Below are 24,527 nucleotides of genomic sequence, written 5' to 3' on the forward strand. Positions count from 1 at the left end.
AAGGCCGCAATTTGTGCCTCCGCGAAGGCGGAGGCCCAGACTGGGTTCCCGCCTTCGCGGGAACACAAAGGATGCGCGGGGTGACGATCGCATCCGCCCACCCTATCTCCCGGAAATGGCCGACCTGTTCGCGGGCATCGAACCCGCGCCCTCCCCCGCCGCACCCGCCGAGGATGCGCCGCTCGCCGATCGTCTGCGGCCCGCAACGCTGACCGAGGTCGTGGGGCAGGAGCATCTGACCGGGCCGGATGGCACCATCGGCCGGATGGTCGCGGCGGGGCGGCTGTCGTCGATGATACTGTGGGGACCGCCGGGGACGGGCAAGACGACGATCGCGCGGCTGCTGGCGGATGCGGTCGATCTGCGCTTCACCGCGATCTCCGCGGTGTTCTCCGGCGTCGCGGACCTGAAGAAGGCGTTCGCGGAGGCGCGCGACCATGCGAAGACCGGCAAGCGGACGTTGCTGTTCGTGGACGAGATCCACCGCTTCAACCGCGCGCAGCAGGACGGCTTCCTGCCGTATGTCGAGGACGGCACGGTCACGCTGGTCGGCGCGACGACGGAGAATCCGTCGTTCGAGCTGAACGCCGCGCTGTTGAGCCGGGCGCAGGTGCTGATCCTCCAGCGGCTGGACCGCGATGCGCTGGAGCAGTTGATCGCACGAGCGGAGGCGGTGGAGGCGCGTCCCCTGCCCCTCACCCCGCCCGCGCGCGATGCGCTGGTCGCGAGTGCGGACGGCGACGGGCGGTTCCTGCTGAACCAGGTGGAGACGTTGTTCTCGGTCGACATCGCCGCGCCGCTGGAGCCCGCGGAACTGTCGTCCTTCCTGCAACGCCGCGTCGCGGTGTACGACAAGGATCGGGAGGGGCATTACAACCTCATCAGCGCGCTCCACAAATCGATCCGAGGGTCCGATCCGCAGGCCGCTCTCTATTATCTCGCCCGGATGCTCACCGCGGGGGAGGAACCGCTGTACCTGCTCCGCCGCCTGACGCGCGCCGCGGTGGAGGATATCGGGCTGGCCGATCCGCAGGCGCTGGTCCAGTGCATCGCGGCGAAGGATACCTACGACTTCCTCGGCTCGCCGGAGGGGGAACTGGCGATCGTGCAGGCGTGCCTGTACCTCGCCACCGCGCCCAAATCGAACGCGACCTACATGGCGCAGAAGAAGGCGTGGCGATCGGCGAAGGAGACTGGTTCGCTGATGCCCCCCGCCAACATCCTGAACGCGCCGACGAAGCTGATGAAGCAGATCGGCTATGGCGCAGGCTACGAATACGATCACGATGCGGAGGGCGGCTTTTCGGGCGCGAACTACTGGCCCGACGAACTGCCGCCGCAGGTCTATTACGAACCGACGGAGCGCGGGTTCGAGAAGCGCTTGGCCGAGCGGCTGGCCTATTGGGACGAGCGGCGTGGCCGCTGATCGCGGACGCGACGACGGTAGTGCGCGGGGCGCGCGGGATCGTCGGTGATCGCCGCAGACCGGCTCCGTCATTTCGCCGCCGTCGACTGGTCGGGCGCGGTGGGGCAGCGACAACGCGGCATTGCGGTGGCGATTTGCGGCACCGATGGCGCGCCGGCGCTGGTGCGGCCGGGGCATGTGTGGTCGCGCGCCGAGGTCCTCGACTGGCTGAACGACGGACTGCCGGTCGATACGCTGGTCGGACTGGACCTGGGGATCGCCCTGCCGTTCGTCGATCGCGCCGCCTATTTTCCCGGCTGGACCGAAAGTCCGCCGGACGCGCGTGCGTTGTGGGCGCTGGTCGATCGCCTGTGCGCGGACGACGCGGATCTTTCGGCGGGCAGCTTCGTCGCGCACGAACAGGCGTCCCGCCATTTCCGGCGGCACGGCGGACGCGTCGGGGACCTGTTCCAGCCCGGGCGCGGACGATTGCGCGCGACCGAACACGCGCAGGCGGCAGCGGGACTGAACCCCTGTTCCAACCTCAACCTCGTCGGCGCGGCGCAGGTCGGCAAGTCCAGCCTGACCGGGATGCGCGTGCTGCACCGCTTGCCGCGCACCGTCGCGATCTGGCCCTTCGACCCGGTGCCCGCGGCGGGACCGGTGGTGGTGGAAATCTACACTGCGCTGGCCGCGATCGCCGCGGGACGACGCAAGGGCCGGGCGAAGATGCGGACCGCCGCCGACCTCGATACCGCGCTGATCGCGATCGGCAGCCCGCCTTCGGACCTGGCCGACCCCGTCAGCGACCATCAGTGCGACGCCCTGCTGACGGCGGCATGGTTGCGCACCGTCGCCCACGATCCGCGATCGTGGCGACCGGCGGGCATGACCCGGGAAGTGGCCGCGACCGAAGGCTGGACCTTCGGCGTCGGTTGACGCATGGGAGCGCGCGCGGATGGCCGGTTTAGCTCAGCTGGTAGAGCAGCGGTTTTGTAAACCGAAGGTCGCGGGTTCGATTCCTGCAACCGGCACCACGCCCGACATGGTCGCGATTGCCCGTTATGGCACGTTTCGTTCGAAAATGGACAGACGCGCCGTTGCGACCGCCGTTCATCTCGCGGAAAGGATCGTCCGGCCGGTACCTCTACCGGCGCTTTGGGGGTCATGACATGTTCACGAACAAGCTGGCGATCGCCGCCGCGACGCTGCTGTTTTCCGCTGCCGGTGCCACCGGCGCGTCGGCCGCCACGCTCACGACGCCGCTCGCCGGCGGTAACGGCCAGAGCGGTATCATGTTCGACGTGACCGTGGGCAGCGCGGCGCTGACGCTGCAATCGCTCGGCATCAACGTCCAGAGTGGGACGTACACGTTCGAATTCTACACGATCGACGGTGGCATCGGGGCCAACACCTCGAACGCGTCGGCGTGGACCCTGCGCAACACGCTGTCGAACGTCATCGGCGCCGGGGCGGGCAATCTGACCGGCCTAGACATCAGCGATTTCGGCGTGGCCGCCGGATCGACGATCGGCCTGTACATCACCACCACGGGCCCCACCGACTTGGAATATACGAACGGCACCGCGGTCGGCGATGTCGTGGCGAGCGACGGGGCGCTGTCGATCCTGACCGGTTACGGCAAGGCGTATCCGTTCGCCGCGACCTTCTCGCCGCGCAACTTCAACGGCTCGATCACCTACGCCCTGGCAGGCGGCGTGCCGGAGCCGACGACGTGGGCGCTGATGATCCTGGGCATGGGCGCCGTCGGTGGGGCGATGCGTCGGCGCAGTGCGGTCGCGACGCGGATCGCCGCGGCCTGATCGGATCGACGACGGAGCGCCGCCGATCGAAAGGTCGGCGGCGTCTTCCTGTCACGGCGTGGGCGATGGCCCGGCCCGGTCGGTGTCAGAGCGTGGCGGCGATGGCCCGCGCGGCGGCATCCGGATCGTCGGCCCGGGTGATCGGGCGACCGACCACCAGGATCGAGGCGCCGTCGTCCAGCGCCTGCCGCGGGGTAACCACGCGTTTCTGATCGCCCGCGGCGCCGTCCGCGGGGCGCACACCGGGAACGACGAAATAGCCCTTCGGCCAGATGCCGTGCGCGGCCTTCACCTCCGCACCGGAACACACGATCCCGTCCAGTCCCGATTCGCGGGCAAGATCGGCGAGCCGCAGGACATGGTCGTGCGCGCTACCCGTCACGCCCGTCGCGGCCAGGTCCGCCTCGTCCAGGCTGGTCAGCATGGTCACCGCCACGACTTTCGTATCGGGATGCGCCGCGGCCTTCGCATCCTCCAGCATCGCGCGGCCGCCGCTGGCATGGACCGTCAGGATCGCGGGCGCCAGCGGCGCCAGCGCCTGGACCGCCTTCGCCACGGTATTGGGAATGTCGTGGAGTTTCAGGTCCAGGAACACGGGCAGGCCCAGTTCCTCCATCGCCCGGATCCCGGCGGGGCCGTTGGCGGCGAAGAATTCCAGTCCCAGCTTCACGCCGCCGACATGATGGCGGACCCTGGTCGCGAGAGTTCGCGCACGATCCAGATCGGGCGTATCGAGGGCGACGAAGATGCGGTTCGACATCAGGCGACTCCCGGCGGCACGGCGCTGGGCACCGCGACCGGCGCGGGCGGGGCCGGCTCGTCCTCCTCGATCGGCATCGGATCGGTCGCGCGCGAAGCGTTGATCGTGCGTTCCGTTTCCAGCGCACGCTCCGCGATCGACAGCCGCTGCCGCAGCCGCCAGCGGACGAGATGCTGGTAGATCAACGTCGGAAGGAAGCCGAGCAGGAAGGTGGCGACCAGCAGCAGCGGCAGGTTCACCTCCGCCACCAGCCCGCCGAACAGCTGGATCGACACCGTGGTCCAGTTGCCGAACGTGAAAACCGCGGCGACGAACACCAGCAGGCACCAGAACAGGATCTTGAGGAACTGCATCGCGACGGAGGCTAAGGGAGCCGGGCGCGGATTGCCAGCCCCCACGGTCCGGGGCGTCCCCGCCGGCCTCGCCCGGGACGAACGCCAGCCGGCGGCCGGGCCGCGTCGGACCGGGACGGTATCGACCCCACCGCGGCTCGCCTCACCCGATCTCCCGACGCAGCGACGCGATCAGGTCCGTCGCGGTGCGCAGGCGCGCCTCCTCCTCGTCCAGGATCGCCAGGAACGCCCCCCGCTTCACCGCCGCGACACGGCCCGGCTTCAACCGGGCGTCGCCGGGCAGCGAGGAGACGAGGATGTCGACCATCCGCTCCGCGCCGTGCAGGCGCCCCCACAGATAGTCGTTCTCGCGATAGGCGCGGCTGAAGAACGCGCCGAAACTGTTGAACTGGATGCCCTTCAACGTCGCCTCCGCCCCGCCCTCGCGGATCGAGCGGGCGTCGTCGGGGCTGATCCGGTCGACCTTGATCGGATCGTATTCGTCCACCCCCTCCCCCTGGAGCAACGGCAGCGCGGCGACGTCGAAATAGGGGAAGCCCAGGTAATTCAGCAGCATCGGGCGCCGGATCTCGCGCGGCAGGACCGCGAGCGCGGCGGCGATACGCTCGTCGGTCGCGGCGTCCAGGCCGGTGAGGTCGAGCGCCGCGGCGAGTTCGTCCAATACGGGACCGGCATCGCCGCGCACCGCGCGCACCGCCCCGCGCAGGCCCGCATGATAGCGCGCGTCCTTGCGCGTGACATAATCGGTCAGGGAAGCGAAGATGGCTTCCCGCAGGGGTGCCAGCGCCTCGTCGTCGGGGCCGCCCTCCACCTCGCCCAGCCGACGCGCGAGCAGGCGAAGGCGCCGGATGCGGAAGCCGAGATCGAACGTGCGCAGGAACGCGATCATCGCCGCGCTGGCGCCGCCGGCGTGGATCGCGTCGTCGACCACCCCGCGCGCCGCCATCGCGGCATCGATCGCGGTGCGCGTGCGGCCCCAGCGCTGCGGGCCCGTTTCGCCGCCGATCGCGTGGAGCAGGTCCGCGACGAAATCGACCACGCCGGCGGCCTTCAGGTTGCCGTAGCCGGCATAGGCATAGCCCGCGCGGTCCGCCGCCGCCTGCTGCGCGCGCCGCCGCCACGCCACCAGCCGCGCGGGCGTCGGGCGGTCGAGGAACAGCGTCCGCCCGAACAGCGCCTCGATCTCCGCCTCCACCTGCGGGCGGATCGCGGCCATGATCGCGCGCATCCGTTCGATTACCTGGGTCCGCGCGGCGATCGCCTCCAGGTTGTCGCGGATCGGCTGGTGACGGGGCAATTCGCTGATCGCGCCGAGGATCGTCTGGAAGAAGCCGGGCACCCCGCCGTCGCCCTCCCCCCGCCCCGCGGTCAGCCCCAGCTTGAAGCCCGGCGAGGGATCGACGTACACGAACCGGCGATCGACCTGCCGCCGCGCCGGGCGCTCGCGCAGCGCGTCGATCGCGGGACGGAACGGACGGTTGGCCAGCACGGAGCCGTCGATCAGGACCGCCTTCTCCGCCGCCCCCGCCGCCGACTGGCGCGGCAGGATGCGGCGAAGGAAGGCATCGCGACCGGGCCACCCGCGTTCGCGCTTGCGCAGCACCCCGTCCAGTTCGACGACGGTGAAGGGCGGAAAGGCGCCCGGGAAGCTGGACGTCGCGCGCGCCGCGAAGGCGAGTTCGGCGGCATCGGCCAGCGTCTCGCACGGGGTGCCGTCGTCGCTGAACGTCACGACCAGGCGATGCTCCGTCTCCAGCACCTCGGGCGGGGAATGGAGCCGCAGCCGTTCGGGATGGCCGGTGAAGTCGGTGACGGTCACGAACAGGTCGAGCTTCTGCCCCGGCGGCAGCAGGCGCGGGCCGCGCGGCGCCGCCGCCATGGCCTCGAACGCCTCCAGCAGCCGGGTCGTGAACCCCGGACCGCTGAACGGCGGTTCGAACCAGCGCGAACGGACGAAATGCGACAGTTTCGCCCGCACCTCCTCCCGCGTGGCCTCCTCCAGCTCGTCCAGCTTGTCCGCGCTGCGCCCCGCCGCCATCCACGCCAGCGGCAGCGCCCAGACCTTGGAGAAGCGCGACGATGGGGCGGCATCGCTGTCGATCAACTGCTCGACGTCGGCATGGTCGAGCCACAGGTCGGTCAGCGGGTCCAGGCTGTGTCCCGCGGATATCGCCTGCGCCAGGAAGATGCCGTTGATCCCGCCCGCGCTCGCCCCGGCGACGATATCGGGCATCACGCGCAGCTTCAGCCCCGCCTCCTGCGCGATCGTCTCCAGCAACCCGGCATAGACCGCGGCGCTGCCCGTCAGCGTGTCCCCCGCCGCCGCGGCGCGGCTCGCACGCGCGACGTGCCAGACCTCCTTCGTGATGCCGTGCATGTACACCGCCAAGCTGATCCCGCCGTAGCAGACCAGCGCCAGCCGCAATTCCTTCTCGCGTGCGCCCGTCATCGCCCCGGCCTCACGCCGACAGCTCCGCCCAGATCGGCAGGTGGTCCGATGCGACCCGCGACGCCGCGCTGCTGTGGACGCCGCAATCCGTCACCTGCAACTCGCGCGACACCATGATGCGGTCCAGCCGTGCGATCGGACGGCGGGCGTGGAACGACGGCCCGGTCTCCGCGAAGCGATAGTCCGCGCCGAAATCGCGCAGGCAGCCCGACGCCCGCGACCATTCGTTCAGGTCGCCCATCATGACCGTGGGATAGGGATGCGATCGCGTGGCGATATGGGTCAGTATCGCATGCGCCTGCCGACGTCGCCACAGGCCCGACAGGTCGAGATGCATCCCGACCACGCGCACGACCATGCCGCCGGCCAGCCTGACGTCGCACATCACCGCGCCGCGCGGTTCCAGCGACGGCAGGTGCACCGCCTCGCACGCGATCACCTGTGCCGACCGGCGGATCAGGATGGCGTTGCCGTGCCAGCCCATGCTGGCGGCGCGCATCCCGAAATCGACCGATTTCCAGTCGCCATGCTCTTCCAGCACGTGCGGCGTCAGGATCGCCGCCCGGCGGCCGAAACGCTGGTCCGCCTCCTGCAACGCGATCACGTCGGCATCGATCTCGCGCAGGACCTGCACGACCCGCTCCGGATTGCGGCGGCGGTCCGTGCCGACCGCCTTGTGCATGTTGTAGCTCGCGACCTTGATCTTCATGTCCGATGCGTAACGACAGGATCGCCGGGCGGTTGCACCGGCCGCCCCCGCCCGTCGCGACGACACGAGCCGGTCGGGATCATGGATCGGCGGAGGCTATGGCGCCAGCATCCATCCCGCGACACCGCCCGCCGCGAGGATCGCGGGCGTCACCCATGCGCCCTTTACACGCCATGCGACCGCGAGCGCGACGACGAACAGGGCCATCGCGATCGCGGGATGCGCGACGCGGCTCGCGGTGGCCGCCGCCAATTGCAGGAAGGTCGCGGCGATGATCCCCACCACCGCCGCCGCCACGCCTTCCAGCAGGCGATGCAGCGCGGGATTCTCGACCAATGCCTCCAGCCGTTCGAACAGGATCAGCGAGAAGGCGAAGGCGGGGAGGAACATCCCCGCAGTGATCGCGAGCGCGCCCCACGGCCCGCCTGCGACATAGCCGACGAACGTGGCGAAGATCACGAGCGGCGCGGGCAGCAGCCCCGCCAGCGCGATCCCGTCGAGGAAGGTCGCATCGCCGACCCATCCCCGCCCGACCGTGTCGGCGCGGACATAGGGAATGGCGGTATAGGCGCCGCCGAAGGTCAGCAAACCACCCTTCAACCCCGCGAGGAACAGTGCGGGCAGCGTCACGGGCGCGGCGGTAACGGGGATGGTGGCGATCGTCATGCCGTTATCGCGCAGGACGACCGCGACGAGGATCGCCAGCGTTACCAGCGCGCCCGCTACCACCGGTCGCGCCGCTAGCGCATAGGCCGCGCCCCCCGCCAGCAGCGGGATCCAGAACGGCACGCCCAGCAGCGTGGCGACGAGACTGCCGAGCGCGATCCCTGCGAGCAGGCGGTCCAGCACGACATGTTGCCCGATCCGCACCACCGCGCGCAGGATGACGGCGAGTACGACGACCTGCACGCCCAGCAGGACTCCCGCCAGCACCGGATCGCCGACGACGAACGTGACATAGGCCCATCCCGCCATCAGCATCAGCAACAGGCCCGGCAGCATGAACCCCAGTCCCGCGAGCAATCCGCCGATCCGTCCGCGCGCGATCATGCCCAGGTGGACGCACAATTCGTGCGCCTCGGGTCCCGGCAGGACCTGCAACACCGCCAGCAACCGGTTGAAGCGCGCCGGCGCGATCCAGCGCTCCTCCTCCACCAGCGCCTGTCGCACCATCGCGATCTGCGCCACCGGCCCGCCGAAGGCGAGCAGACCGAAGCGCAGGAACTTCAGGAACAGCGCAGGCAGGGAGAGGTCGGGTGGAGACGTGTCGGTGTCGGTCATGCTGCCCCTCCCGTTTGCCAACTGCGCCTCAGATGGAAGCAGGCGGCAGGAGAGTGGGAAGGCAGACGGACCGCAACGAGCTTTTGCTTGACCCGCCTAAATGCGACCCGTGCCGGGCGGTGGCGGGGGCGGATGCCACGCACACGCCGTCACCCCGGGCTCGTCCCGGGGTCCACCGTGCACGGGGCCTCGAACCGGCGACCGCGCGGCCCGGTGGATGCCGGGACCAGCCCGGCATGACGACGACAGGTCGCCGCTACGCCGCAACCTTCGGCGCCGCCTCGCGCACGCCCTGATCGACATGCTCCGAGAACTGCGCGAAATTCTCCACGAACAGGTCGACCAGCTTCGCCGCGGTGGCGTCATATTCCGCCTTGTCCGCCCAGGTGCTGCGCGGATCGAGGATCGCGGCGTCGACGCCGGGGACCGCGACCGGCACCTTGAAGCCGAAGTTGGGATCGGTGCGGAACTCCACGTCGTTCAGGCTGCCGTCGAGCGCGGCGTTCAGCAGCGCGCGAGTCGCCTTGATCGGCATGCGGTTGCCGACGCCGTACTTGCCCCCGGTCCAGCCGGTGTTGACCAGCCAGCAATCGACGGATCCGCGCGCGATCCGCTCCTTCAGCAGGTTGCCGTACACCGACGGATGCCGCGGCATGAACGGCGCACCGAAACAGGTGGAGAAGGTCGCGTCCGGCTCGGTCACGCCGATCTCGGTCCCCGCGACGCGCGCGGTATAGCCGGACAGGAAATGGTACATCGCCTGATCCGGCGTCAGCTTCGCGATCGGGGGCAGGATGCCATAGGCGTCCGCGGTCAGCATGACGATGTTCGACGGCACCCCGCCCATGTTCTCGTCCGACGAGTTCGGGATGAAGTCGATCGGGTACGCACCGCGCGAATTCTCGGCGAGGCTGTTGTCGTCCAGGTCGAGCTGGCGCGTGACCTCGTCCATCACCACGTTCTCCAGCACGGTGCCGAAGCGCTTCGTCGTCGCGAAGATCTCGGGCTCCGCATCCGCCGAAAGGCGGATCATCTTGGCGTAGCAGCCGCCTTCGAAGTTGAAGACCGCGGTGTCGGACCAGCCATGCTCGTCGTCGCCGATCAGCGTGCGCTGCGGATCCGCCGACAGCGTCGTCTTGCCCGTACCCGACAGGCCGAAGAACACCGCGGTGCGCCCGTCCGGCCCCATGTTGGCGGAACAATGCATCGGCATGACGCCGGTGGGCGGCAGCAGATAGTTCAGGATGCCGAACACCGACTTCTTCATCTCACCGGCATATTTCGTGCCGCCGATCAGGATCAGCTTCTCGGTGAAGTTCACCGCGATGACGGTTTCGGACCGGGTGCCGTGACGCGCCGGATCGGCGCGGAACGTCGGCAGGTCGATGATCGTGTAATCGGCCTCAAACCCCTTCAGCTCGGGCTCCTCGGGCCGCACCAGCATCGTGCGGATGAACAGATTGTGCCACGCCAGTTCGTTGACGACGCGGACGCGCACGCGATGCCCCGGCTGCGATCCGCCGAACAGGTCCTGCACGAACAGGTCGCTCTTCGTGCGCAGCGCGGTCAGGAAATCCTCCTTCAGCGCGGCGAAATGCGCGGGCGTCATGCCCTTGTTCGACTTGCCCCACCACACGGTGTCCTGCGTCTCGGCGTCCTGCACGATGAACTTGTCCTGTGCGGACCGCCCGGTGTGCGCCCCCGTCTCGACGACCAGCGGGCCGTCGGCGGACAATTTGCCCTCCCCGCGCGCCACCGCGGCTTCGACCAGACGGGCGGTCACCAGGTTCCAGTGCAGGGTGGCGCGGGTCTCGATCCCCTGGGCTTCCAGCCCGGCGTCAGGAATGCGGTCGCTCAACGGAAAATCCCCTCAATACGCGTCGTGCATACGTATGCATCACAAAGGTCGCGCATATCGGCGGTCGCGCGGGGCGTCAAACGGCGCCCGCATTGACCTTTCCCGCATTTGGACTAGCGCTGCTCCCACGATGACCGCCACGATCGCCCTGGTCGACGACGACCGCAACATCCTCACCTCGGTCTCGATCGCGCTCCAGACCGAAGGCTTCCTGACGCGCCTGTATTCCGACGGCGAAACCGCGTTGAAGGCGCTGGTCGAGAATCCGTGCGACCTGGCCATCCTCGACATCAAGATGCCCCAGATGGACGGGCTGGAGCTGCTGCGCCGGCTGCGCGAGAAGAGCCAGGTGCCCGTTATCTTCCTGACCAGCAAGGACGACGAGCTGGACGAGGCGCTGGGCCTGGCCATGGGCGCGGACGACTATATTGCGAAGCCGTTCAGCCAGCGGCTGCTTATCGCGCGCATCCGCGCCATCCTGCGCCGTGCCGAACTGGCGAGCGCGCCGGACGATGCGGCGGCGGAGATACAGGGCCCTTTGGAACGCGGGCGGCTGGTGATGGACCCCGCACGCCACAGGGTGACGTGGGACGGCAGGCCCGTGACGCTGACCGTCACCGAGTTCCTGATCCTCGAAACGCTCGCGACCCGGCCGGGGATCGTGAAGACGCGCAACCAGTTGATGGACGCGGCGTATCAGGACGACATCTACGTCGACGATCGCACGATCGATTCGCACATAAAGCGCGTGCGCCGGAAATTCCGCGAGGTGGACGACACCTTCGATTCGATCGAGACATTGTACGGTGCCGGCTATCGCTTCTCCGAGGAGTGAGGCGCGCATGGCGGATCAGGCGACTCGCTGGTCCGGGCGCGTCTCGCTCACGCCGCGCATCCTGGCCGTCAACGCCATCGCTTTGCTCATGCTGGCGGGCGGTTTCTTCTACCTCGACACCTTCCGCAGCCGCATCCTCGACGAGCGCGAGGCGCAATCGGCGCGGGAGGCACGGTTGATGGCGGAGGCGCTCGGCGCGGTGGCGCCGGACGCGCGCGCGGCGCTGCTGGGGCGGCTGGCGGCCGATACGGGTACCAGGCTGCGGCTGTACGACCGCGCGGGGACGAAGGTGGCCGATTCGGTGGCGCAGGGTGTCGCGAACTTCCGGCTGGTCGATCCGACCACCGACGGCTGGGGACAGCGCAGCGCACGCTGGCTGGACGCGATCATCGATATCGTCGTCGGTGCCCGCCGGGCGCCGCTGTACCGCGACCGCAGCGATGCGGCGCGCTGGCCCGATCTGCGCGCGGTGGCGGGGGGCGCGGTGCAATCCACGACGATCTGGCGCGCGCCCGATCGGACGCCGGTCGTCACCGCGGCAGCGGCGCTGTCGTCGGGCGAGCGCCTCCTGTCCGCGGTCAACGCGCGCGACGTGACCGAGCGGGTTCGCGTGGAGCGGTTCCGCCTGTCGGTGGTTCTGATCGTCGTCGCCGCGATCAGCCTGGCGCTGTCGCTGTTCCTGGCGCGCACGATCGTCAACCCGCTCCGCCGCCTCGCGCGCGCCGCCGTCCGCGTCCGCCTCGGTCGCGCGCGGGAGGTGGTCGTGCCGCGACTGCCCGACCGGCGCGACGAGATCGGGATGCTGGCACGCGCCCTGTCGGACATGAGCCTCGCGCTGCGCGCCCGGATCGACGCGACGGAGGCGTTCGCGGCGGACGTGACGCACGAACTGAAGAACCCGCTCGCCTCCCTACGATCCGCCGCCGATGCGCTGGAACGCGTCGAGAATCCGGACCAGCGCGCGCAATTGCTGGCCATCGTGTCGGACGACGTGCGCCGGCTCGACCGGCTCATCAGCGACATCTCCGACGCCTCCCGCCTCGACGCGCAGCTCGCCCGCGCGACGTTCGAGGCGGTGGACGTCGGCGACATGCTGGCCGCGCAGGTGGCGGCGCGGGCCGCCCGCGGCATCCCCCGCGGCGTGCGCCTGCGGCTGGACCGCCGCGCCGACGAGCCGCTGGTCGTGCTGGGCGAGGGCGCGCGGCTGGAACGCGTGTTCGCGAACCTGATCGACAATGCGGTATCCTTCTCCCCCGCGGACGGCACCGTCTCGATCGCGGCGCGGCGCAGCGACGACGATCTGGAGGTGCGCGTCGAGGACGAGGGGCCGGGCGTGCCGGAGGAGGCGCGCGAATCGATCTTCCGCCGCTTTCACTCGGTCCGTCCCTCGGCGGAGGCGTTCGGCGAGCATTCGGGCCTCGGCCTCGCCATCGCACGGACGATCGTGGAGGGGCATCAGGGCGAGATATCGGTGGAGCCGCGCGAGGACCGGTTGCAGGGGGCGCGCTTCGTCGTCCGCCTGCCCTTGGCCGATGCGCGGCGGATCGAGGAATGAGCGGCGCGACCATCCACGCCACGACCGTCGCGATCCGCGGCCACGGCGTGCTGCTGACCGGCGTTTCGGGCGCGGGGAAGTCCGACCTCGCGCTGCGGCTGATCGATCGCGGCGCGGAACTGGTGGCGGACGACTATACCGACCTGACCGTCGTCGACGGCCGGCTCGTCGCCCGCGCGCCCGCCACGATCGCGGGGAAGATGGAGGTGCGCGGGCTCGGCATCCTCGAACGCCCCTTCCGGTCCCACGCGACCGTGCTACTGGCGGTCCGGCTGGCGGCGGAGGAACGGATGCCGTGCGACGACGTCGTGCGCATCGCGGGGGTGGACGTGGCGCAGGTCACGATCGCCCCCTTTCCCGCATCCGCCCCGCTGAAGGTCGAACTGGCGCTGGAAAGGCTGATCCGATGAGCGACCCGGACACGCGGATCGAGGTGCTGATCGTCACCGGCATGTCGGGCGCGGGGCGCGTGACCGTGATGAAGACGCTGGAGGATCTGGGCTGGGAGGTGATCGACAACCTTCCCATGACCCTGCTCGCGCCGATGCTGGAGACGGAACAGCGCGACGGCCGCGGGCCGCGACCGCTGGCGCTCGGGCTCGGCACGCAGACGCGCGATTTCGACCCCGAAACCGCGATCGCGGTGATCGACGACCTGCGCGCCACCGGGCGGTTCGAGATCGGCGTCCTGTTCCTCGACTGCGCCACGCACGAACTGGAGCGCCGCTACGACGAGACGCGGCGGCGGCATCCGATGGCGGCGGACCGGCCCGCGCGCGACGGGATCGTGGGCGAGCGCAGCTGCCTGGCGCCGCTGCGCGCCTGGGCGAACCGGCTGGTCGATACCACCGCGCTCAGCGCGCACGATCTGGCGGCCGATATCCGGCGCACCTTCGCGCGCGACGGCCTGGGCGGGACGACGCTGTCGATCCAGTCGTTCGGCTTCGCGCGCGGACTGCCCGCCGACGCGGACCTCGTTTTCGACATGCGCTTCCTGCGCAATCCGCACTGGGACGACGCGCTGCGCCCGTTGACGGGCCGCGATCCCGCCGTCGCCGCCTATGTCGCCGCCGACCCCGCCTATGAAGAGGCGGTCGGCCGAGTCGAGGACCTGCTCCTCCTGCTGCTCCCGCGCTATCGGGCGGAAGGCAAGCCCTATGTCACGATCGCGTTCGGCTGTACCGGAGGGAAACACCGGTCCGTCCACGTCGCGGAACGGGTCGCGAAGCGGTTGCGCGAGGCGGGGTTTTCGCCCACCATCGTGCATCGCGACCTGGCATCGGCACCACAGGATGCGCTCGAGGGACGGCCGCGTCCCATGACGACGCGCCCGTGAAGACGGGGCGATGAGAACGGGGCGATGAAGACGGTCCAATGAACGGGATTTCAATGCAGATGATCGGGCTCGTGCTCGTGACCCACGGGCGGCTCGCCGACGAATTCGTGACCGCGATGGAACATGTCGTCGGCCCGCAGAAGCAGATCGCGACGGTCTGCATCGGCCCGGAGGACGACATGGAGGGGCGGCGCGCGGACATCGCGAACGCCATCGCCGACGTCGACGCGGGGCGCGGCGTGATCGTGCTGACCGACCTGTTCGGGGGCACGCCCTCGAACCTCGCGATCAGCCTGATGGAGCGCGGACGCGTGGAGGTGATCGCGGGGATCAACCTGCCGATGCTGATCCGCCTGGAATCCGCGCGCAAGGCGATGACCGTGGTGGCCGCCGTCGCCGCGGCGCGGGAGGCGGGGCGCAAGTACATCTCGGTCGCGTCCGAGGTTCTGGGCGAGGCCGCGGCATGAGCGTCTCGCGCGAGGTGCCGATCACCAACCGCCGCGGGCTGCACGCGCGCGCCAGCGCGAAGTTCGTGACCCTCGCCAGCGCGCAGCCGATCGCGGTCGCGGTGGCGAAGGGCGGGTCCACCGTCACCGGCACGTCGATCATGGGCCTGATGATGCTGGGCGCCGCGCGCGGCGACACGATCGTCATCAGCGCGGAGGGCGACGGCGCGGAGGCGGTGGTCGCCACGATGTGCGCGCTGGTCGAGGACAAGTTCGGGGAGGAATGAGCGGCGTGGGGTGACCCCCGCCCTCCGTCCCGCTAACGCCGCATCATGCCGCGCGAGATCACCGCCTTTTCCAACCCGCTCGTGAAGCGCGTGCAGGGATTGCGCGACAAGCGCCATCGCCGCGAGGAGGGGCTGTTCGTCGCGGAGGGGCTGCGCATCCTGACCGAGGCGCGCGAAACCGGCCGCCTGCCCGTCCACCTGTTCTACGCCGCGGACAGCGCGGGGCATCCGCTGGTCCACGCCCTGTCGATCGCGGTCGAGGAGGCTGGGGGCGATTCGATCCAGACCAGCCCCGCGATCCTGTCGAAGCTGTCGGGGAAGGACAATCCGCAGGCCGTCGTCGGCGTGTTCGAACAGTTCGGGGCGACGCTGGCGGACCTCGACCGCCATGCCGCCCCGATCTGGCTGGTGGCCGAACGGCTGCGCGATCCGGGCAACCTCGGCACGATCCTGCGCACCGGGGATGCGGTGGGGGCGGGCGGGCTGATCCTGATCGGGGACTGCGTCGATCCCTTCTCGACCGAGGCGGTGCGCGCCAGCATGGGGGCATTGTTCACCATCCCGATCGTGCAGACCGGCTGGACGTCGTTCCTTGACTGGCTGCGCGCCGGGGCGGGGCAGCTGGTCGGGCTGAGCCTGCAAACCGACCACGACTATCGCGGCGCGGCCTATACTGCGCCGACGTTCCTGCTGACGGGGAACGAGGCGCAGGGACTGCCGGAGGAATATGAGGCGGCGTGCGACCTGCTGGTGAAGCTGCCGATGCGGGGCAAAGCGGACAGCCTGAACGCCGCGGTGGCGACCGCGGTGATGGCGTATGAGGTGCTGGCGCGGCAGCATTCGCCGTCATTGCGAGCGTAGCGACGCAATCCGGGGCCGCGCGCGAAACACTGGATTGCTTCGCTACGCGCGCAATGACGAGCGGTCAGAACGACCGCGGCATCCCCAGAACATGCTCGCCGACGAAGCTCAAAATCAGGTTCGAGCTGACCGGCGCCACCTGATACAGGCGCGTTTCGCGGAACTTGCGCTCCACGTCGTAATCCGCCGCGAACCCGAAGCCGCCGTGCGTTTGCAGGCAGGCGTTGGCCGCCTTCCACGACGATTCCGCCGCCAGATGCTTCGCCATGTTCGCCTCCGCCCCGCACGGCCGATGCGCGTCGAACAGGCGGCAGGCCTCGTAGCGCATCAGGTCCGCGGCGCGGATGTCCATATACGCCTGCGCGATCGGGAACTGGATCCCCTGGTTCTTCGCGATCGGGCGATCGAACACGATCCGCTCGCTGCCGTATTTCGCCGCGCGTTCCACGAACCAGTAACCGTCGCCGATACATTCCGCCGCGATCAGCGCGCGTTCGGCGTTCAGCCCGTCCATGATGTAGCGGAACCCCTTCCCCTCCTCCCCGATCAGGTTTTCGGCCGGGATCTCGAGATCGTCGAAGAACACCTCGTTCGTCTCGTGGTTGACCATGTTGCGGATCGGGCGGACCTCCATGCCCTTGCCGATCGATTGCTTCAGGTCGACCAGGAAGACCGACAGCCCGTCCGCCTTCTTCGCGACCTGCTCGACGGGGGTCGTGCGCGCCAGGAGGATCATCAGGTCGCTGTGCTGGATGCGGCTGATCCACACCTTCTGCCCGTTCACGACGTAGCGGTCGCCGCGCCTGTCCGCGCGGGTCTTCAGCTTCGTCGTGTCCGTCCCCGTCGTCGGCTCGGTCACCGCCATGGATTGCAATCGCAGCTCCCCGCTGGCGATCGCGGGCAGGTAGCGCGCCTTCTGCGCGTCCGATCCGTGGCGCAGCAGCGTGTTCATGTTGTACATCTGCCCGTGGCAGGCGCCCGAATTGCCGCCCGCGCGGTTGATCTCCTCCATGATGACCGACGCCTCGGTCAGGCCCAGTCCCGCGCCGCCGAATTCCTCGGGGATCAGCGCCGCCATCCACCCCGCCTTGGTCAGCGCGTCGACGAACGCCTCGGGATAGGCGCGGGCGTCGTCCACCTCGCGGAAATAGGAATCGCCGAACCCGCCGACGAGGGCGCGGATCGCGTCGCGCAGGTCCTGATGATCGGCGGAGGCGGTGGGGATGCTCATGCGCGTCGGCATAACGCGAGTTATGGCGGGATGCTACCGCCGGCGCATCGTGCCTCCGCGAAGGCGGAGGCCCAGTCCGGGTCGCCGCCGCCCGCGGGGACACAAAAAGGTGACGGCGCTTGTGGGTCCCGGTACACCTTCTCCATGACCGATTTCGACGCCACCCGCGCGCTGTTCCATATTCCCGACGGCATCATCTACCTCGACGGCAATTCGCTCGGCCCCCTCCCCCTCGCCGCCGAGGCGCGCGCGGCCACGGTCCTGCGCGCGCAATGGGGCGACCTGCTGATCCGCGCGTGGAACGAGGCGGAATGGATGACCCTGCCGTCACGCGTCGGGGATCGCGTCGCACGGCTGATCGGCGCGCCGGCGGGCAGCGTCGCGATGGGCGATACGTTGAGCGTGAAGGTGTTCCAGGCGCTCGCCGCCGCCCTGGCGCTGGCGCCGGAGGGGCGGCGCGTCGTGCTGTCCGATACCGGCAACTTTCCGAGCGACCTGTATATCGCGGGCGGCCTGCTCGACGCGCTGGGGCGGTACGAATTGCGGACCGTCGCGCCGGAGGAGGTCGCCGCGGCGATCGACGAGGATGTCGCGGTCGTGATGCTGACCGAGGTCGACTATCGCACCGGCCGCCTGCACGACATGCGGGCCGTGACGGAACGGGCGCATCGGGCGGGCGCGATCGCGGTGTGGGACCTGGCGCATTCCGCGGGCGCGCTGCCGGTGGACGTCACCGCCGCGGATGCCGATTTCGCGGTCGGCTGCACCTACAAATATCTCAACGGCGGGCCGGGCTCGCCCGCCTTCATCTACGTCGCGCCGCGCCATGCGGACGTCGCGACGCCGATCCTGTCGGGTTGGCTGGGCCATGCGGAACCCTTCGCGTTCGAGCCGGGCTATCGTCCCGCCCGCGGGGTGGAGCGGATGCGCGTCGGCACGCCGCCGGTGCTGGCGCTGTCGGTGCTCGACGCCGCGCTCGATGCGTGGGACGCGGTGGACATGACGGACCTGCGCGCGCGATCGATCGCGCTGAGCGAAGCGTTCGCGGGCGCGGTCGCGCAATGCGCGCCGTCGCTGGACCTGGCCTCGCCCGCCGATCCGCAGGCGCGGGGAAGCCAGCTGTCGTTCCGTCATCCCCGTGCGTATGCCGTGGTGCAGGCATTGATCGCGCGCGGCGTGATCGGCGATTTCCGCGCGCCGGACCTGATGCGGTTCGGCTTCACGCCGCTGTACCTGTCGGAGAACGAGGTATTGCGCGCCGCCGCGATCCTCGGCGACGTGATCTCGCGCGACGAATGGGACCAGCCGCATTTCCACGCCAGGGCCGCGGTGACATGAGCGAGCATCACGATGCCGAGCTGAGCTTCGAACGCCGCATGAGCTACGGCGATTACCTCGCGCTCGACCGCGTGCTGGGGGCGCAGCATCCGCTGTCGACCGCGCACGACGAACTGCTATTCATCATCCAGCACCAGACCAGCGAATTGTGGATGAAGCTGGCGGTCCACGAACTGGAAAGCGCGCGCGACGCGATCCTGGACGATCGCCTGCCGCATGCGTTCAAGATGCTGGCACGCGTCGCGCGGATCATGGAGCAGCTGACCGGCGCGTGGGACGTCCTGCGCACGATGACGCCGAGCGAATATACCGAATTCCGCGACGCGCTGGGCCAGTCCTCCGGCTTCCAGTCGTTCCAGTATCGCGCGATCGAATATCTGTGCGGGAACCGCGCCACCGCCACGCTGGGGCCGCATCGCCACGTGCCGGACGTCCTGGCGCGGCTGGAGGCGATCCTCGCCGCGCCGGGGATATACGACGCGGCGCTGATCCGGCTGCATCGTGCCGGTCTCCTGCCCGATCCGACGCGGAACTGGCGCGAGCCGCATGTCGAGAGCGAGGCCGTCGTGGGCGCATGGGAGACGATCTATCGCGCCCCCCAGGCGCACTGGCCGCTGTACGAGCTGGCCGAGAAGCTGGTCGATCTGGAGGATCATTTCCGCCGCTGGCGCTTCAACCACGTGACGACCGTGGAGCGCGTCATCGGGCTGAAGCGCGGGACCGGCGGCACCGCGGGGGTTTCGTACCTGCGCCGCATGCTGGACGTGGAGCTGTTCCCCGAACTGTGGCACGTCCGGACGAGATTGTAGCAACGGGAGAGGGCGCGATGGATTTCCGGCTGACCGAGGAGCAGGCGATGCTGCGCGATACGCTGTCGCGCTACCTCGCGGATCGCGACCCGCTGGACGCGCGATTGAAGCGCCGCAGCCGCCAACCGCGCGGCGACGCGGCCTTGTGGCGGGCGCTGGCGACCGATCTCGGCATCGTCGGCGCCGCGCTGCCGGAGGAAGCCGGCGGGATGGGCGGCGGCGCGATCGAGACGATGGTGGTCATGGACGCGCTGGGAGAGGCGCTGGCGACCGTGCCTTACCTGTCCGCCGTCGTGCTGGCGGGCGGTGTCCTGAAGCAGGAAACGGCCGTGCTGGCGCAGGTGGCGGACGGATCTTTGCTGCTCGCGCTCGCCGCGTTGGAGGCGGAGTCGCGGCATTGCTGGCATGCGGTCGCGACCCGCGCCGTGCGCGACGGCGACGACTGGCGCATCGACGGCGCGAAGGCGGTGGTACTGGGCGCGCCCGACGCGGCGACCCTGGTCGTCAGCGCGCGGACATCCGGCGACGTGCGCGATCGCGACGGCGTGTCGCTGTTCCTGGTCGATGCGGCGGCAGTGACGCGGCACGACTATCGCCTGATCGACGGCACCCCCGCATCGGACGTCGTGCTCGACGGCGCGCACGGGGCCCTGGTCGGCGACCCCGGCGGCGCGACCCCCCTGCTGGAGGCCGCGGGCGACGCGGCGGTCGCGGCGACCGTCGCGGAGGCGGCGGGCGTGGCGCGGCGGATGCTGGCCGATACGGTGGAATGGACGAAGCAGCGCAAGCAGTTCGGGCAGGCGCTGGCGGGTTTCCAGGTGCTGCAACACCGCATGGTCGACATGTACATGGCGGCCGAACAGATCCAGTCCGCCGCCTATCTCGCCACGCTGAACCTCGACGCCGCGCCCGATCAGCGCGCGCGCGCGATATCGGCGGCCAAGGCGGTGACCGCGGAGGCGTTGCGCTTCGTCGCGCAGAACGCGGTGCAGCTGCACGGCGCCATGGGGCTGACCGACGAACTGGCGGTCGGGCATTATTTCAAGCGTGCCACCGCGATCGAGCAGCAATTCGGTGCGGCGGATCATCATCTGAAACGCTACGCCGCACTGGCGGCATAGACCGGGTCGCAAAAGGGAAGTTCATGAAGAAGCGCCATCTGCTCGTGGTGTCCGTCGCCGCGACTCTTTCCGTGCCCGCGGCCGCCCAGGCGCCCACGCCCACGCCTGCGGCCGGGGTGCCGCTGGGCAAGCTGCCCGACGCGGCACGGCCCGTCGCCTATCGCCTCGAGCTGACGGTCCTGCCGGAAGCGAAGGCATTTTCGGGCCGGGCGGAGATCGACGTCGACGTGCGCAGGGCGACCCGTTTCCTGTACCTCCACGGACAGGACCTGACCGTCGCGCGCGTGGTCGCGCGGGTCGGCGGCACGGACGTCCCGGCGCGCTACGCCCAGGTCGATTCCTCCGGCGTCGCGCGGCTCGATTTCGACCGTCCGCTGCCCGCCGGGCGCACGACGCTGACGTTCGACTATACCGCGCCGTTCATGACCGGGGACGAGGGGCTGTACCACGCGAAGGTCGGCGACGACTGGTATGCGTGGACGCAGATGGAGCCGATCAGCGCGCGGTTGATGTTCCCCGGTTTCGACGAACCGCGCTTCAAGACGCCGTTCACGATCGGCGTGACGACGAACAAGGCACTGAAGGTCTTCGCCAACACGCCCGAAACGCGCGTCACCCCCGCCGCCGACGGCATGGTCCGCCACGAATTCGCGGCATCGAAGCCGCTGCCGACATATCTCGTCGCGATCGCGGTCGGGGATTTCGACGTGGTCGAGAACACCGCCCCCGCCAATGCCGTCCGCACGACCGCCCTCCCCTATCGCGTGATCGCCACCAAGGGGCAGAAGGCGCGGCTGGCGACCGCGGCGGCGGAGGGGCCGAAGATCCTGGCGCTGCACGAACGATATTTCGGCACCGCCTATCCGTTCGAGAAGCTGGACCAGATCGCCAGCCCGGTGATGCAGGGCGCGATGGAGAATGCCGGGCTCATCACCTACGGCGACACGTTGCTGCTGCTGTCCCCCGACGCGCCGTCGTCGCAGCGGCGCAGCTTCGGCATGGTCAACGCGCACGAGATGGCACACCAGTGGTTCGGCGACCTCGTCACGCCCGTCTGGTGGAACGACCTGTGGCTGAACGAAAGCTTCGCCGAATGGGCGGGCAATCGCGTCGGCGAGATCTGGGACCCGAAACTGGGCACCGGCGTCGCGCAGATGGCCGAGGCGCTCGACGCGATGGCGACCGACAGCCGCTCGGTCGGCCGCCCGATCCGCCAGCCGATCGAGCGCAACACGCAGATCGCCAGCGCGTTCGATTCGATCACCTATCAAAAGGGTGGCCAGATGCTGACGATGGTCGAGCGCTACCTCGGCCCCGATCGTTTCCGCGCCGGCGTGCGCCTGCACCTCGACCGCTTCCGCTACGGCAGCGCGACGGCGGAGGATTTCTTCGCCTCGATGGCGAAGGGCAGCGGCGACGCAGGCGTGGTGCCGCTGTTCCAGAGCTTCGTGACGCAGACCGGCGTACCGGTCGTCACGGTGCGGCCGGGCGCGAACGGCTGGCGCCTGACGCAGGCGCGCTATCGTCCGATCGGCGTCGTGGCGGGGAAGCCGCAGACGTGGACGTTACCCTTCTGCGTCCGACAGGGGGCAACGCCGACCTGCACGCTGATGCGCGGGCCGTCCGCGACGATGCGGCTGTCCGGCAGCGGGCTGGCGGTGCCCAATGCGGATGGCGCGGGCTATTACCGCTACAGCCTGCCCGACGCGCAATGGGGCACGCTGATCGCGGCGGGCGCGTCGCTGCCCGCGCGCGAGGGGCTGGCGCTGGCGGACAGCCTGTGGGCGGATTTCGCGGCGGGCAACGTCTCCTTCGCGCGCGTGATGGAGGGGACGCGGGTGCTGTCACGGCATCCCGACCGGCTGGTCGCGACGAAATTGCCGGGCGAGCTGGCCGAGGCGTCGGCTTCGCTGTCCCCCGCGGCGCAGGCCGGGTATCGCCGGCTGCTTTCCGATCTGTACGCCCCGCGACTGGCCGCGCTGGGGGTAGACCTGCGACGTGGCGCCTACGCGCGTGAGGAGGACGATCGCGCGCAGACGCGAAAGGCGCTGGTCGACCTGATGGCGAACCGAGCGCGCGACGCGGGCGTGCGCACGACGCTGGCGGATGCGGCCGCGAAGGCGGTGGGCGGGGACGAGCGCGCACTCGACGCCGATTACCGCAGCACCGCCTTCCGCGTCGCGGTGCAGGATCGCGGCGTGCCCTTCATGGACCGGCTGAAGACCGCGCTGGTCGCAAGCCAGGACCCGTTGTTCCGCAGCCATGCGGTGACGGGACTTGGCGCCGCGGAGACGCCGGAGCAGGTACGGCGCGCGCTGGCGATCGCGCAGGACGCCGACAGCGGCCTGCAATCGATCGAGCGCCAGACGTTGCTGACGCGCATCGCCGCGCAGCCGGTGGGGCGCGACACGTTGTTCGCGCTGCTGTCCAGCGACTGGGACCGGATGACCGCGCCCATCCCCGCCTTCCGCCGCTCCGGCCTGCCGCTGCGCTTCGCGGGCTATTGCGACGCGGGCAAGGCGGACGCGCTGGAGGCGCTGTTCCGCCCGCGGCTCGCCGCGCTGGGCGCGAACGATCTGGAACTGAAGCAGGCGGCGGAATCGATCCGCATCTGCGCCGCGCTGAAATCGGCGCGGGGGGCGGAGATGGAGGCGGGGTTGCGCTGACACCCACTTCGTCGTTGCGGGCAAAGCGAAGCAATCCAGTGTCGCGCGCGAAACGCTGGATTGCTTCGCTTTGCCCGCAACGACGGGTCAAGGCGTCACAACCCCAGCACCATCTTCGCCAGGATATTGCGCTGGATCTCGTTCGACCCGGCATAGATCGGCCCCGCGCGTTCGTTCATGTAGCGCAGCGCGGCCAGCGCGTGGCGGTCGTCGCCGCTGACATGGCCGTCGTCGGGCGCGTCATATCCCGGCACCGGGCCGCCGGGCATCGCCGCATGCGGCTGGAACACCAGCCCGCGCGGGCCCGCGACCTCCATCGTCAGTTCGGTGACCTCGCCCGCCAGTTCGGTGCCCATCACCTTCATCATCGACGACAGCGCCCCCACGCTCGCGCCCTCGTTGGCGGACAGCAGGCGCAATTCGGTGATCTCCAGCACATCCGCCTTCGCCCGCAACCGCGCCAGCTTCGCCGCGAACACAACATCGTCCGCCAGCGGGCGCCCGTCGTCCCCGGTCGTCTCGCGCGCCCAGGCGGCGATCTGATCGCAGCGCGCCTTCATCGCGGGGGCGTAGGCCGATCCGCCGCGCTCGAACTCCAGCAAATATTTCGCGACCGACCAGCCGCGGTCGATCTCCCCCATCACGTTCGCCTTGGGCACGCGCACGTCGGTGAAGAACACCGAATTCTGCACCTGCTCGCCGGAGATCATCGTGAAGGGCTGCACCTCCACCCCCGGCGTCGCCATGTCGATCAGCAGGAAGGTGATCCCCGCCTGCGGGCGTCCCTCTTTCGACGTGCGGACCAGGGCGAAGATCCAGTTCGCCTCGCCCGCATGGGTGGTCCACACCTTTTGCCCGTTGACGATCAGGTCGTCGCCGTCCTCGACCGCCGCGGTCTGGAGACTGGCCAGGTCGGAGCCGGCGCCGGGTTCGGAATAGCCCTGGCAGAAGAACACCTCCCCCGACAGGATGCGCGGCAGGAAGAACGCCTGCTGCTCCGGCGTGCCGAACTTCATGATGACATAGGCCACCATCGAAATGCCCATCGGCGACAGCGCGGGCGCGCCCGCGAGCTGGCGCTCGGTCGCCCAGATGTAATGTTGTGCGGTGGTCCAGCCGGTGCCGCCATGCTCGGGCGCCCAGTGCGGCGCGGCCCAGCCCTGCCTGCGCAGTGCCTCCTGCCAGCGCATCGACGCGTGGTGATCGGGATAGACGCTGGTCGACAGCCGCCCGGCGCGTTGCAGGTCGGGGTCGAGATTCGCGGCGAGGAAGTCGCGGACCTCCGCGCGAAACGCCTCCTCGTCGGCGCTCCATTGCAGGTCCATGGCTTCTCTCCCTTCCCGATCAGGCGTCCCACCGTTCGTGCTGAGCGAAGTCGAAGCACAAGCATTGCGCCTGCCCTTC

General features: G+C 69.8%; 22 protein-coding genes and 1 tRNA gene. 15 read left to right on the plus strand and 8 right to left on the minus strand.

What is annotated here, in order from left to right:
- The first annotated feature begins 115 nt into the window (after nt 1–115).
- From ASG29_RS12755 to ASG29_RS12770, 4 genes are all read left to right on the plus strand, one after another.
- A complete protein-coding gene (locus ASG29_RS12755) occupies nt 116–1,426 on the plus strand; it encodes a replication-associated recombination protein A (RefSeq protein ID WP_055984502.1) in 1,311 nt (436 codons plus the stop codon).
- A gap of 48 nt (nt 1,427–1,474) precedes the next feature.
- The gene (locus tag ASG29_RS12760; RefSeq protein ID WP_055985609.1) at nt 1,475–2,344 is read left to right on the plus strand and encodes a hypothetical protein; all 870 of its coding nucleotides are present in this window, start codon (nt 1,475–1,477) and stop codon (nt 2,342–2,344) included.
- A 22-nt stretch (nt 2,345–2,366) separates the two neighbouring features.
- Nucleotides 2,367–2,442, plus strand: a tRNA-Thr gene (locus tag ASG29_RS12765).
- A gap of 135 nt (nt 2,443–2,577) precedes the next feature.
- Nucleotides 2,578–3,228 (plus strand): PEPxxWA-CTERM sorting domain-containing protein, encoded by a 651-nt coding sequence (locus tag ASG29_RS12770; RefSeq protein ID WP_055984505.1) that lies wholly within the window; start codon nt 2,578–2,580, stop codon nt 3,226–3,228.
- 85 nt (nt 3,229–3,313) lie between these two features.
- On the opposite strand, the gene pyrF is transcribed toward ASG29_RS12770, so the two are convergent.
- The 6 genes from pyrF to ASG29_RS12800 form a co-directional block, all read right to left on the minus strand.
- Nucleotides 3,314–3,988, minus strand: coding sequence for an orotidine-5'-phosphate decarboxylase (gene pyrF, locus ASG29_RS12775; protein WP_055984507.1), 675 nt, complete (start codon nt 3,986–3,988; stop codon nt 3,314–3,316).
- Nucleotides 3,988–4,341 carry a hypothetical protein gene (locus ASG29_RS12780; protein ID WP_235532905.1) on the minus strand — a complete coding sequence of 118 codons (354 nt, stop codon included), beginning with the start codon at nt 4,339–4,341 and terminating at the stop codon, nt 3,988–3,990. Before ASG29_RS12780 ends, pyrF begins: the two co-directional genes overlap by 1 nt.
- Nucleotides 4,342–4,483: 142 nt before the next feature.
- Nucleotides 4,484–6,790, minus strand: a complete 2,307-nt coding sequence (locus tag ASG29_RS12785; protein ID WP_055984510.1) for a patatin-like protein — start codon at nt 6,788–6,790, stop codon at nt 4,484–4,486.
- Nucleotides 6,791–6,800: 10 nt separating this feature from the next.
- A complete protein-coding gene (locus tag ASG29_RS12790) occupies nt 6,801–7,499 on the minus strand; it encodes an endonuclease/exonuclease/phosphatase family protein (protein WP_055984513.1) in 699 nt (232 codons plus the stop codon).
- Nucleotides 7,500–7,595: 96 nt separating this feature from the next.
- The gene (chrA, locus tag ASG29_RS12795; protein WP_055984517.1) at nt 7,596–8,780 is read right to left on the minus strand and encodes a chromate efflux transporter; all 1,185 of its coding nucleotides are present in this window, start codon (nt 8,778–8,780) and stop codon (nt 7,596–7,598) included.
- Nucleotides 8,781–9,036: 256 nt separating this feature from the next.
- Nucleotides 9,037–10,638: a phosphoenolpyruvate carboxykinase gene (locus ASG29_RS12800; protein WP_055984519.1), complete on the minus strand. Its 1,602-nt coding sequence runs from the start codon at nt 10,636–10,638 to the stop codon at nt 9,037–9,039.
- Nucleotides 10,639–10,768: 130 nt separating this feature from the next.
- On the opposite strand from ASG29_RS12800, the gene ASG29_RS12805 reads away from it, so the two are divergent.
- From ASG29_RS12805 to ASG29_RS12835, 7 genes are read left to right on the plus strand one after another with little or no spacing between them, the layout of a single operon-like run.
- Entirely contained in the window at nt 10,769–11,473 is a 705-nt protein-coding gene (locus ASG29_RS12805) for a response regulator transcription factor (RefSeq protein ID WP_055984522.1), read from the plus strand.
- Between the two features lie 7 nt (nt 11,474–11,480).
- Nucleotides 11,481–13,028, plus strand: coding sequence for a sensor histidine kinase (locus ASG29_RS12810; RefSeq protein WP_055984526.1), 1,548 nt, complete (start codon nt 11,481–11,483; stop codon nt 13,026–13,028).
- Nucleotides 13,025–13,438, plus strand: coding sequence for an HPr kinase/phosphorylase (locus ASG29_RS12815; protein WP_055984529.1), 414 nt, complete (start codon nt 13,025–13,027; stop codon nt 13,436–13,438). The genes ASG29_RS12810 and ASG29_RS12815 overlap by 4 nt, the downstream gene beginning before the upstream one ends.
- A complete protein-coding gene (gene rapZ, locus ASG29_RS12820) occupies nt 13,435–14,364 on the plus strand; it encodes an RNase adapter RapZ (protein WP_055984532.1) in 930 nt (309 codons plus the stop codon). The genes ASG29_RS12815 and rapZ overlap by 4 nt, the downstream gene beginning before the upstream one ends.
- A 59-nt stretch (nt 14,365–14,423) precedes the next feature.
- The gene (locus ASG29_RS12825) at nt 14,424–14,831 is read left to right on the plus strand and encodes a PTS sugar transporter subunit IIA (RefSeq protein ID WP_055985612.1); all 408 of its coding nucleotides are present in this window, start codon (nt 14,424–14,426) and stop codon (nt 14,829–14,831) included.
- Nucleotides 14,828–15,097 (plus strand): HPr family phosphocarrier protein, encoded by a 270-nt coding sequence (locus ASG29_RS12830; protein WP_055984538.1) that lies wholly within the window; start codon nt 14,828–14,830, stop codon nt 15,095–15,097. Before ASG29_RS12825 ends, ASG29_RS12830 begins: the two co-directional genes overlap by 4 nt.
- 45 nt (nt 15,098–15,142) lie before the next feature.
- Nucleotides 15,143–15,958 (plus strand): TrmH family RNA methyltransferase, encoded by an 816-nt coding sequence (locus tag ASG29_RS12835; RefSeq protein WP_055984541.1) that lies wholly within the window; start codon nt 15,143–15,145, stop codon nt 15,956–15,958.
- Between the two features lie 64 nt (nt 15,959–16,022).
- On the opposite strand, the gene ASG29_RS12840 is transcribed toward ASG29_RS12835, so the two are convergent.
- A complete protein-coding gene (locus ASG29_RS12840; RefSeq protein WP_055985615.1) occupies nt 16,023–17,189 on the minus strand; it encodes an acyl-CoA dehydrogenase family protein in 1,167 nt (388 codons plus the stop codon).
- A 144-nt stretch (nt 17,190–17,333) separates the two neighbouring features.
- Between ASG29_RS12840 and kynU the strand changes: the two genes are divergently transcribed.
- The 4 genes from kynU to ASG29_RS12860 are packed head-to-tail and all read left to right on the plus strand — an operon-like array spanning nt 17,334 to nt 23,123.
- Entirely contained in the window at nt 17,334–18,527 is a 1,194-nt protein-coding gene (kynU, locus tag ASG29_RS12845; protein WP_055984545.1) for a kynureninase, read from the plus strand.
- Nucleotides 18,524–19,336, plus strand: coding sequence for a tryptophan 2,3-dioxygenase (gene kynA / locus ASG29_RS12850; protein ID WP_055984547.1), 813 nt, complete (start codon nt 18,524–18,526; stop codon nt 19,334–19,336). Before kynU ends, kynA begins: the two co-directional genes overlap by 4 nt.
- Nucleotides 19,337–19,353: 17 nt before the next feature.
- Nucleotides 19,354–20,457: an acyl-CoA dehydrogenase family protein gene (locus ASG29_RS12855; RefSeq protein WP_055984550.1), complete on the plus strand. Its 1,104-nt coding sequence runs from the start codon at nt 19,354–19,356 to the stop codon at nt 20,455–20,457.
- Between the two features lie 23 nt (nt 20,458–20,480).
- Nucleotides 20,481–23,123 carry a M1 family metallopeptidase gene (locus ASG29_RS12860; RefSeq protein ID WP_055984553.1) on the plus strand — a complete coding sequence of 881 codons (2,643 nt, stop codon included), beginning with the start codon at nt 20,481–20,483 and terminating at the stop codon, nt 23,121–23,123.
- 95 nt (nt 23,124–23,218) lie between these two features.
- Here ASG29_RS12860 and ASG29_RS12865 read toward each other — a convergent pair whose 3' ends face one another.
- Nucleotides 23,219–24,448: an acyl-CoA dehydrogenase family protein gene (locus tag ASG29_RS12865; protein WP_055984555.1), complete on the minus strand. Its 1,230-nt coding sequence runs from the start codon at nt 24,446–24,448 to the stop codon at nt 23,219–23,221.
- Nucleotides 24,449–24,527: the final 79 nt, after the last annotated feature.

This window comes from Sphingomonas sp. Leaf412 (assembly GCF_001425405.1).
Classification (GTDB): Bacteria; Pseudomonadota; Alphaproteobacteria; order Sphingomonadales; family Sphingomonadaceae; genus Sphingomonas.